The organism is uncultured Amnibacterium sp. (assembly GCF_964245895.1).
Classification (GTDB): domain Bacteria; phylum Actinomycetota; class Actinomycetes; order Actinomycetales; family Microbacteriaceae; genus Amnibacterium.
Window position 1 is genome coordinate 1 of sequence record NZ_CAXTOQ010000130.1, and the last position, 9,922, is coordinate 9,922.

The 9,922-nt window shown below is 75.0% G+C and carries 8 protein-coding genes and 1 pseudogene; 7 read left to right on the top strand and 2 right to left on the bottom strand.

The window, feature by feature from the left end:
* From ACFE60_RS14755 to ACFE60_RS14780, 6 genes are all read left to right on the top strand, one after another.
* A partial coding sequence (locus ACFE60_RS14755; RefSeq protein ID WP_375389622.1) for a Gfo/Idh/MocA family protein occupies window positions 1-999 on the top strand: 999 nt, incomplete at its 5' end.
* Window positions 996-1,730 carry a ThuA domain-containing protein gene (locus ACFE60_RS14760; protein WP_375389623.1) on the top strand — a complete coding sequence of 245 codons (735 nt, stop codon included), beginning with the start codon at window positions 996-998 and terminating at the stop codon, window positions 1,728-1,730. The genes ACFE60_RS14755 and ACFE60_RS14760, both read left to right, overlap by 4 nt.
* 334 nt (window positions 1,731-2,064) lie before the next feature.
* Window positions 2,065-2,883 carry a hypothetical protein gene (locus ACFE60_RS14765; protein WP_375389624.1) on the top strand — a complete coding sequence of 273 codons (819 nt, stop codon included), beginning with the start codon at window positions 2,065-2,067 and terminating at the stop codon, window positions 2,881-2,883.
* A gap of 29 nt (window positions 2,884-2,912) precedes the next feature.
* Window positions 2,913-3,305 carry a hypothetical protein gene (locus tag ACFE60_RS14770; protein WP_375389625.1) on the top strand — a complete coding sequence of 131 codons (393 nt, stop codon included), beginning with the start codon at window positions 2,913-2,915 and terminating at the stop codon, window positions 3,303-3,305.
* On the top strand, window positions 3,275-3,982 hold the full coding sequence (locus ACFE60_RS14775) for an MBL fold metallo-hydrolase (RefSeq protein WP_375389626.1): 708 nt from the start codon (window positions 3,275-3,277) through the stop codon (window positions 3,980-3,982). Before ACFE60_RS14770 ends, ACFE60_RS14775 begins: the two co-directional genes overlap by 31 nt.
* Before the next feature lie 176 nt (window positions 3,983-4,158).
* Window positions 4,159-7,092, top strand: a complete 2,934-nt coding sequence (locus ACFE60_RS14780) for a DEAD/DEAH box helicase (RefSeq protein WP_375389627.1) — start codon at window positions 4,159-4,161, stop codon at window positions 7,090-7,092.
* Between the two features lie 68 nt (window positions 7,093-7,160).
* Here ACFE60_RS14780 and ald read toward each other — a convergent pair whose 3' ends face one another.
* On the bottom strand, window positions 7,161-8,243 hold the full coding sequence (ald, locus tag ACFE60_RS14785; RefSeq protein WP_375389629.1) for an alanine dehydrogenase: 1,083 nt from the start codon (window positions 8,241-8,243) through the stop codon (window positions 7,161-7,163).
* A gap of 116 nt (window positions 8,244-8,359) precedes the next feature.
* On the opposite strand from ald, the gene ACFE60_RS14790 reads away from it, so the two are divergent.
* Window positions 8,360-9,562, top strand: coding sequence for a CynX/NimT family MFS transporter (locus tag ACFE60_RS14790; RefSeq protein ID WP_375389628.1), 1,203 nt, complete (start codon window positions 8,360-8,362; stop codon window positions 9,560-9,562).
* A 126-nt stretch (window positions 9,563-9,688) separates the two neighbouring features.
* On the opposite strand, the pseudogene ACFE60_RS14795 reads toward ACFE60_RS14790, so the two are convergent.
* A pseudogene (locus tag ACFE60_RS14795) lies at window positions 9,689-9,922 on the bottom strand (Fe-S cluster assembly protein HesB); the annotation flags it as partial.

Here is a 9,922-nt window from a genome sequence, read left to right on the forward strand (position 1 = left end):
GCCGGGGTCGAGGTGGTGGCGATCGCCGGGCAGGAGCAGCCTCGCCTCGACGAGCTGGCGGAGACCCGCGGGGTGCCGAACCGCTACCACGACTGGCAGGACCTCGTCGCCCGGGACGATCTCGACGTCGTCAGCATCGGGGTGCCGAACCACCTCCACCACCCGATCGCGATCGCCGCGCTCGGCAGCGGCAAGCACGTGTTCTGCGAGAAGCCGCTCGCGCCGACCGGGGCGCTCGCGCAGGAGATGGTCGACGCGGCGCGCGCCGCGGACCGGGTGCTCGAGATCGCGTTCAACCACCGCCGCCGGGCCGACGTGCAGTACCTGCGCCGCTACCTCGACGATTCCCGCATCGGCCGGATCTACCACGCCCGCGCCGGCTGGCGCCGCCGGTCCGGCATCCCCGGCCTCGGCTCCTGGTTCACGAACCGGGCGATGGCCGGCGGCGGGTCGATGGTCGACCTCGGGCCGCACATGCTCGACATCGCGCTGCACCTGATGGACGAGCCGCGCGTCGAGCGCGTGAGCGGGGTCGCCTACGGCGAGCTCGGGCGCGGCGGCCGCGGCGGCGGCGCGGACTCGAAGACGAGCGGCGGCACCCGCGCCTTCGAGGTGGAGGACTTCGCGAGCGCCCTCCTCCGGCTCGACACCGGCGGCTCCATCCACCTGGAGACCTCGTGGGCCAGCTACTCCGCCGACGACGAGGACATCGCGGTCGAGCTGCTCGGCTCCACCGGCGGCGTGCGGCTCTTCGTCCGGGACTACGCGACGGACGGCACGATCGCCATCTACGGGGAGGAGGGCGGCGCGCCGATCGTCACCCTGCCGACGGTGCACGTGCCCGCCGGCCACCACCTCGCCGTCATCCGGGAGTTCGTCGCCACCGTCCGGTCGGGCGCGTGGGCGAACGCCTACGGCGACTACGCGCTGCACCGCAGCCGCGTGATCGACGCCGTCTACCAGTCCGCCGCCGAGGGCCGGGAGGTCGAGGTCGCATGAGGATCACCGTCTGGAACGAGAACGAGCACGAGTCGAGGGGCGACCAGGTCGTGCTCGGCCACTACCCGGACGGCATCCACTCGGCGATCGCCGACGGGCTGCGCGCCTCCTTCTCCGCGGAGGGCGACGTGGTGCGCACCGCGACGCTGCAGGAGCCCGAGCACGGGCTGACGGAGGCGGTGCTCGAGGGCACCGACGTGCTGCTGTGGTGGGGGCACATCGCCCATCCCGAGGTGTCCGACGAGGTCGTGGAGCGCGTGCACCGGCACGTGCTCGCCGGCATGGGGCTGCTGGTGCTGCACTCCGGGCACTACTCGAAGATCTTCCAGCGGCTGCTCGGCTCGACCGCGTCGCTGCTGTGGCGCAACGCCGCCGAGCGCGAGCTGGTCTGGACGATCGACCACACGCACCCGATCACGCAGGGCGTGCCGGACCCGATCGTCATCCCTGAGCAGGAGATGTACGGGGAGCCGTTCGACATCCCGGTGCCCGACGAGCTGCTGTTCGTGTCGTCGTTCGCGGGCGGGGAGGTGTTCCGCTCCGGCGTCACCTACACGCGCGGCCTCGGACGGATCTTCTACTTCTCGCCCGGCGACCAGGAGTACCCCGTGTACCACCGGCCGGACATCCAGCGCGTGCTGGCGAACGGCGTCCGCTGGGCCGCGCCGACGCAGCCGCGCCGGGACCAGGAGGCGATCCACAAGCCCGACGCGGGCTGGTTCGGCGCGTAGCCCGGCATTCCGGGCGACTTCGGTCGTTCCGGGCGCCTTTTCGCGCCCGGAATGACCGAACCCGCCCGGATCCATCCCGGGCGTGATCGCGTCGGTCCAGGCGCGCTCTCCGCTTCCGGGTCCGCCACGACCGAGGACGTCGTGCGCGAACCGCCGGCCGCGAGCGCTCCGCTGCTTCGCGGATCCGGATGGAATCGGCGACACGCCGCGCGCGAGCGCTCCGCGCCGGGGTGTCGCGCGATCCATCCGGATCCGCGGAAGGAATCCGGATCCGCGCATGGAATCCGGATCCGCGAGAAGCGGCCCTGACGGAGGGGGCGCCTAGCGTGAGCGCGTGCCCGAGCCGGTCGACGCCTGGTGGCAGCGCCGCCGCGCCTCCACGGGCCGCGAGGTGCCCTACGCGGTCGGCCGGTACTTCCACGAGTGGCACCGCTACCCGGTGCTGGTGAAGCAGTACCACTCGGAGCTCAACGCCGGGATCGTGCTGAGCCAGGTCCCGCTCTCCGCGGACGTCTGGCTGCAGTGGCAGTGCGACGTGGGGCACCGGTTCATCGCGACGCCGGAGGAGCAGCGGATGCGGCCGGGAGGCGGTCGGCGGCGCCGCTCGACGTGGTGCCCGCGTTGCGCCGAGGGCGCGCTCGATCGGCCGGTCGGCACCGGCGCCCCGTCGCGCACCCGGAAGGTCGGTCCGCTCTGCGAGAAGACGCCCGACCTGCCTCCCGGCGAGGCGTTCGTCAGCGTCTGCGCGCCGAAGCCCGCCTCCGCCGCGGAGCCCGCGCTGCAGCAGCGGCTGGCGAAGCGGCTGGTCTGGGACGCGACGCCGACCGCGATCCGCCTGCGCGAGCCGTTCTTCGACCACCTCGAGGCCTGGCCCGACCTGATCCTGGCCGACCTCCGCATCGCGGTCGAGCTGGACACCGTCGGCCGGTACGGCCTCGAGCACTCCGGAAGGCGGGAGGCGGTCGACGAGCGGAAGGACCGCCTGATCCGCCGCGCGGGCTGGGAGGTGGTGCGCGTCCGCATCGATCCGCTGCCGCCGATCGGCCCGTTCGACCTGACGGCCGCCTCCGTCTCGAACGCGCTCGCCGACCGGCTGGTCGACCGGTTCCGGGACATCCGCGGGCCCCTGTTCGTGGACGCGTACCTCCGCTGACGCCCAGCCGCGCGGGGTGGGATGCCGGGATGACGTCGACGCTGCAGACCGCCACCCGGTTCGTCCTCGGAGGCGCCCTCGTCTTCGCCGGCGTGAGCCACCTCACCTTCGCCCGGGAGGGTTTCGAGGCGCAGGTGCCGCGCTGGGTGCCGTTCGACGTCGACGACACCGTGCTCGTGTCGGGGATCGGCGAGATCGCGATGGGTGCCGCGCTGGTCGCGCTGCCGAAGGAGCGGCACCGGATCGGTGTGCTCATCGCCGCCTTCCTCGCCGCGGTGTTCCCGGGGAACCTGTCCCAGCACCGCAACCAGCGGGACGCCCTCGGGCTCGACACCGACACCAAGCGCGCCGTGCGTCTGCCGTTCCAGCCGGTGATGATCGCCGCCGTGCTGTGGTCGACCGGCGTGCTCGGCCGCTCGTGATCCGCGCCGCCGACATCCGCCGCGTCCGCTTCGGCACGATCGTGCGACCGGCGGAGGAGACCGCGGACGGCCGGGCCCGGGTGGAGGCGCTCGACGGCTTCCTCGTGCCGCTCGACCGCGGGGTGCTGCTGCTCGACACCGGCATCGGCGCCGGCGACCCGGAGGTGGACGCGCACTACCGACCGGCCCGCGTCCCGCTGCGGGACGCCCTCCGCGCCGCCGGTGCGGCTCCCGAGGACGTCGTGGTCGTGGCGAACTGCCACCTGCACGTCGACCACGCGGGCGGGAACCCCGACCTGCCGGGGCGCCCGGTCCTCGTGCAGCGGGCGGAGCTGGAGCTCGCCCGCACGCCCGACCACACGTTCCGGCACCTCGTCGACTTCCCGGGGGCGGACCACCGGGTGCTCGACGGCACAGCCGAGATCGCTCCCGGCGTGCACCTCGTTCCGACCCCCGGCCACACCGCGGGCCACCAGTCGGTGCTGGTCGAGGCGGAGGAGGGCGGCGTGCTGCTGGCCGGCCAGACGCACGACACCGCCTCCGCCTGGACGGCCGACGCGGAGGCGGTCCGCCGTCCCGACGCGGCCGTCGCCCAGCCTCCGCCGTGGATGCCCGCGCTGCTGAGCCGGATCGTGGAGGCGCGCTTCGCCCACGACGCGGCGGTCTGGCGCGCCTGACCCTCCCGCGCCTCTGCAGGACGTTCGCGGTTCCGCGTCGCTCTCGCGGATCCGCAGATCCGCGGCGACACGCCGCGACCGGGGGCCGCCCGACCGGCGCGTCGGGCAAGAACTGCGGAACGGCGGACCCTGGGGCCGGGGAGTCGAGCGTCGGACGGGTGTGGCAGCGTGGAGCGGTGGGCGCGGACGACGGGTGGCGGCGGGCGCTCGACGGGCTGATCGGCGAGCGGGCGCTGCCCGAGCCGCCGGCGCCCACGACCGGGCTGGGGCTGCAGGTGCAGGCCCGCGAGCTGCTGCCGCGCACCGCGCACCGCTGGAACGGCCCGACGACCCGCGCCGCGGCGGACGACGCGGTCGGCGCGCTGCGGCTCGGCCTGCGGCCCGTCACCCGCACGACCGCCGGGTGGGCCCGCGGGGCGCTCACCTGGCAGTCGCTGCCGCACGTGCGCAACCGGCTGGACCTGGATCCGGCGCAGCACCGCTGGGCCTGCGAGCTCGGCGCGCTGTTCCGCGCGGCGGTGCCCGCGGCGGCGGGCCAGGACCCGGACTGGCTGTTCCTCGACGAGGCGCCGAACCCGCTCGTCTGGGACCTGCTCGCGCAGGGGGAGGTGCTCGGCGTCCCCCTGGTGGCGCCCGGCAGCGGCTCCGCGCGCCTGGCCGGGGAGGCGTCGCTCGCCCTCGACGCCGTGCAGGTCGCGGAGGGGGTCAGGGTCGCGCCGCGGCTGCTGGTCGACGGGGAGGCGGTCCCGGTCGAGGGGGCCCACGCCGTCGGCGACCACGGCGTCTGGGCGACGGGCTCGTCGCCCAGCCAGGTCGTGCTCGCGCCCTTCGCGGCGCCGACCGACCCGGCCCTGCTGGCCCGCGATCCGCTGGTCGTGCCGCTCGAGGCGGCGGACGAGCTGCGGCAGCGCTGGCTGCCCGCCCTGCAGGAGCGGTTCGCGATGGTCAGCAGCGACGCCTCCGTCGTGCTCTCGGTGCCGCAGCCGCCGCTGCTCGTGCTCACGGTGCGGACCGGCGACCACGGCACCGCGACGCTCTCCTGGCGCTGGGAGCGCCTCCGCGCGCGACGCGCCCCTGACGCCGCGGCCGTCGCGGCGCTGCTGCCGGAGGGCTGGTGGCCGAGCCGCGGCCTGCCCATGCCCCGCGATCTGACCGACGAGGAGGCGCTCGACCTCGTGGCCGACGTGCTGCCGGGCCTCGTCGCGCTGCCCGACGTGGTCGTCGAGCACGTCGGTGCGCCCGCGCCGGTCGTCGTCACGGGCGACCCGATCATCGACGTGAAGGTCGCGCCTGCCGAGCGCACGGACTGGTTCGACCTCGGCGTCACCGTGACCGTCGACGGCCGCGACATCCCCTTCGGCCCGCTGTTCAGCGCGATCGCCGGCGGGCGGCGGCGGCTCAAGCTGGTCGACGGCACCTTCCTCTCGCTGTCCCACCCGCGACTCCGCGACCTCGTCGACCTCGTCGCGGAGTCCGCCGAGATCCCCGAGTGGGCGTCCGGCTTCGCCGTCCCGCGGGCGCGCGCCGCCGACTGGACCGACTTCGAGGACGTCGCCGACACGACCGAGGAGGCCGTGGAGTGGCGCGCGCTGCGCGACGCGGTGCTGGCGCCGCCGTCGGCCGTGCCGCCTCCCGCCGGGTTGCTGGCCGCGCTGCGGCCGTATCAGCAGCAGGGCTTCGAGTGGCTCGCATTCCTCTGGCGGCATGAGCTGGGCGGGGTGCTCGCCGACGACATGGGCCTCGGCAAGACGGTGCAGTGCCTCGCGCTCGCGCAGCACGTGCGCGAGACGGTGCCCGCCGGGGAGCGGGGCGCGATCCTCGTCGTCACGCCGACGTCGGTGGCCTCCAACTGGATCGCGGAGGCCGCGCGGTTCACGCCAGGCCTCGTGGTCAGCCGGATCGTGGACGCCGACGGCCCCGCGCGCCGGATCGCGGACCTGGTCGCCGGCGCCGACCTCGTCGTCACGACCTACGCCCGCCTCCGGCTCGATGCGACCGCGTTCGGCCGGCTGGCCGCGGACGGCGCGTTCTCGGCGCTGCTGCTCGACGAGGCGCAGGCGGTGAAGAACGCGGCGGCCCGCACGCACCACGTCGTGCGGGATCTGCGGATCCGGCGCACGATCGCCGTCACCGGCACGCCGCTCGAGAACTCGCTGACGGAGCTGCACGCGATCCTCGCGCTCACCGTGCCGGGGCTGTTCCCCTCCGTCCGCCGGTTCCGCGAGGAGTTCGTGCGGCCGATCGAGGGCCTCCGCGCCGGCTACACGGAGGGGGTCGGCGCGGGGACCGCGCCGGAGGCGAACGCGCAGCACCGCGCGGAGCGGCTCGCGCGCCTCCGGTCCCGGATGCGGCCGTTCGTGCTGCGCCGCACGAAGGAGCAGGTCGCGCCCGAGCTGCCGGCGCTCGAGGAGCAGGTGCTCTCCGTCGACCTCGCGCCCGACCACCGCGCGCTGTACGACGTGACGCTGCAGCGGGAGCGGCGCAAGCTGTTCGGGCTGCTGCCCGACATGGACCGCAACCGGTTCATCGTGCTGCGGTCGCTGACGCTGCTGCGGCTGCTCGCGCTCGATGCGGCGCTGATCGGCGAGGAGCACGACGGGGTGCGGTCGACGAAGCTCGACCTGCTCGCGGCCGAGCTGGTGGAGGCGCTCGCGGAGGGGCGCCGCGCGCTCGTGTTCAGCCAGTTCCCCTCCTACCTCCGGCTCGTCGGCGCGCGCCTCGAGCAGGAGGGGGTGCCGTGGACGCTGCTGGAGGGCGGCACCCGCGACCGCGACGCGGCGATCGACCGGTTCCGCTCCGGCGACGCGGCCGTGTTCCTGATCAGCCTGAAGGCGGGCGGGTTCGGGCTGAACCTGACGGAGGCGGACCTCGTCTACCTGCTCGACCCGTGGTGGAACCCGGCGGCGGAGGCGCAGGCGATCGACCGCGCGCACCGCATCGGCCAGGACAAGCCGGTCACCGTGCGGCGCCTCGTCGCGGCCGGCACGATCGAGGAGAAGGTGCTGGCCCTGCAGCGCCGCAAGCAGGACCTGTTCGACGCGGTCGTCGACGACGGGGAGCCCTTCTCCGCGGCCCTCACGGCCGACGACGTCCGCGACCTCCTCTCCTGACCCCGACTTCCTGCATTGTGAAGGCGATCCGGCTGCGCCGGATCGCCTTCACAATGCAGAACAGGGTGCTAGTCGAGGGCCTTGCGGACGTGCGGGTTGACGACCTCGCCGCCGGCCACGTTCACGCCGGCCGCGAGCGCCGGGTCGACCGCGGTCGCCGCCTCCCAGCCCTGCCCGGCGACCGCGAGCACGTACGGCAGCGTCGCGTTCGTGAGCGCCCGCGTCGAGGTCGCCGGCACCGCGCCGGGCATGTTCGCGACGCAGTAGTACACCGCGTCGTGCACGCGGAACACCGGGTCGTCGTGCGTCGTCGGCCGGGAGCCCTCGAAGCAGCCGCCCTGGTCGATCGCGATGTCCACCAGCACGCTGCCCGGCCGCATCGCGGCGACCATCTCGTCGGTCACGAGCTTCGGGGCGCGCTCGCCCGGGATCAGCACCGAGCCGACGACGAGGTCCGCCTCCCGCACCTGGTCCGCGATCTCCGCATAGGTGGAGGTGCGGGTCTGCACGCGGTCGCCGAACCGCACCTCCAGCTGCCGCAGGCGGGGGAGCGCGACGTCGATCACCGTGACGTCGGCACCCAGGCCGACCGCGGCGGCCGTCGCGTGCTCGCCCGCGGTGCCGCCGCCGATCACGACGACCTTCGCCTTCGGGGTGCCGGCGACGCCGCCGAGCAGCAGCCCCGCGCCCCCCTCCGGCCGCATCAGGTGGTACGCGCCGACCTGCACCGACAGGCGCCCGGCGACCTCGCTCATCGGGATCAGCAGCGGCAGGCTGCGATCCGCCAGCTGCACCGTCTCGTAGCCGATCGCGGTGGTGCCGGAGGCGACGAGCGCCTCGGCGAGCGCGCGGTCCGCCGCGAGGTGCAGGTAGGTGAACACCGTCTGTCCGGCGTGCAGGAAGGCGTACTCCTGCTCGATCGGCTCCTTCACCTTGAGCAGCAGCTGCGCCTCGCCCCACACCGCGGCGGCGCCGTCGGCGATCGTCGCGCCGGCCGCCGCGTAGAGGTCGTCGGAGAACCCCGAGCCGAGCCCGGCCCCCGCCTCCACCAGCACCTCGTGACCGCGTCGCCGCAGCTCGACGACGCCGCCGGGCGTCAGGGCGACGCGGGACTCGTTGTTCTTCACCTCGGTGGGGACGCCGATGCGCATCCGATGCTCCTTCAGGTCGGTGGTGCGGCTCGTGGCGGCACCGCGTCCGATCATCGCGGGGATGGGGCTGGGAGGGCCAGGGGAGGGGGTCAGCGGCCTGGCAGACTGGGCCGGCGATGAGCGCGGCGGGGGAGGGGCGCAGCGCCCGGTTGCGCATCGGGCTGCTGCTCGCCGCGATCGCTCTGCTCGCGTTCCAGCTGCGCAGCCCGCTCGTCGCGCTGGCGCCCGTCGCGGCTGAGGCGCAGCGCGACTGGGGCGTCACCCCCGCCGGCTTCGGGCTGCTCACGACGATCCCGCTGCTCTGCTTCAGCCTGGCGACGCCGCTGGCGCCGTGGCTCGCGCGGCGGCTCGGGCTCGAGGGTGCCATCGAGGTCTGCGTCGGCGGCATCGTCGTCGCGACGGTGGTGCGGTCGTTCGACGGCTTCGGCACGGCGATCGCCGCCGTCGTGCTGCTGGGCCTCGCGATCACCATCGGCAACGTCCTCGTGCCCACGGTGATCCGCCGGGACGTGCCGCCGCGCGGGCGGGGAGCGGCGACGAGCGTCTACTCCGTCGCGATCAACGTCGGCACGGTCATCACCTCCCTGGTCACCGTGCCGCTCGCGGCGCTGCTCGGCTGGCGGGCGGCGGTCGCGGCCTGGAGCGTGGCCGGCGTCCTCACCGCCGTCGTCTGGCTCGTCGTGCTCCGCCGGACCCGCCGCGCCGCGGCGCTCGCCGCCCCCGCGGCCGACGCGGGCGTCCGCACGCCGTTCCGGCCCGACCTGCTCGCGGTCCTGCTCGCGGGGGCGTTCGCGGCCCAGTCCTGCAGCTACTACGGCATCACGACGTGGCTGCCGACCCTGCTCGCCGACGAGCGCGGGTACTCCGCGGTGGTCGCGGGGTCCGCCTCCTCCGTCTTCCAGCTCGCCGGCATCGCGGGCGCGATCCTCGTGCCCCTGCTGCGCCTCCGCTTCCGGCCCCGCACGGTGATCGGCCTGATCGGCGTGCTGTGGGTCAGCCTGCCGTTCGTGCTGCTCGTCGCGCCGGAGCACTTCCTGATCGGCAGCATCACCGGCGGCATCGCGCAGGGCGGCGGGTTCACCGCGCTGTTCACGATCATCGCGGAGGTCGGCGGCGACGCCCGCCGCACGACCGCGCTGTCCGCGTTCATCCAGACCTGCGGCTACCTCGTCGCGGCCGCCGCGCCTCCCGCCGTCGGTGCGGTGCACCAGGCGACCGGGAGCTGGGTGGCCCCGATGCTGGTCGTGCTGGGCACGACCCTCGGCTTCCTGGTCTTCGGCGTGCTCGCCGCGACCCTGGCCTCCCGCCGCCCCGCCTGACCACGTTCGCGGATCCGGATCCCTCTCGCGGATCCGGACGGACGGGACGGCGCGCCGCGTCCGCGGGCCGGGAGGCGGCGTGTCGCGCGATCGATCCGGATCCGCGAGACGGCCCGGCGCAGTCGCTCAGTCCTTCGCGGCTGCCTTCGCCGCCTTCTTGAACTCGCGGACCTTCGCGAGGGAGGCGGGGTCGGTGATGTCCGCGACCGAGCGGAACCCGTCCTCGCCGTACGCGCCCGCCGCCTCCCGCCAGCCCGCGCCGGCGAACCGCTCGCGCTTGCCGAGCAGCGCGAGGAAGATCCGCGCCTTCTGGTCGCCGTACCCCGGCAGCGCCTTCAGCCGCCGCAGCACCTCGGCGCC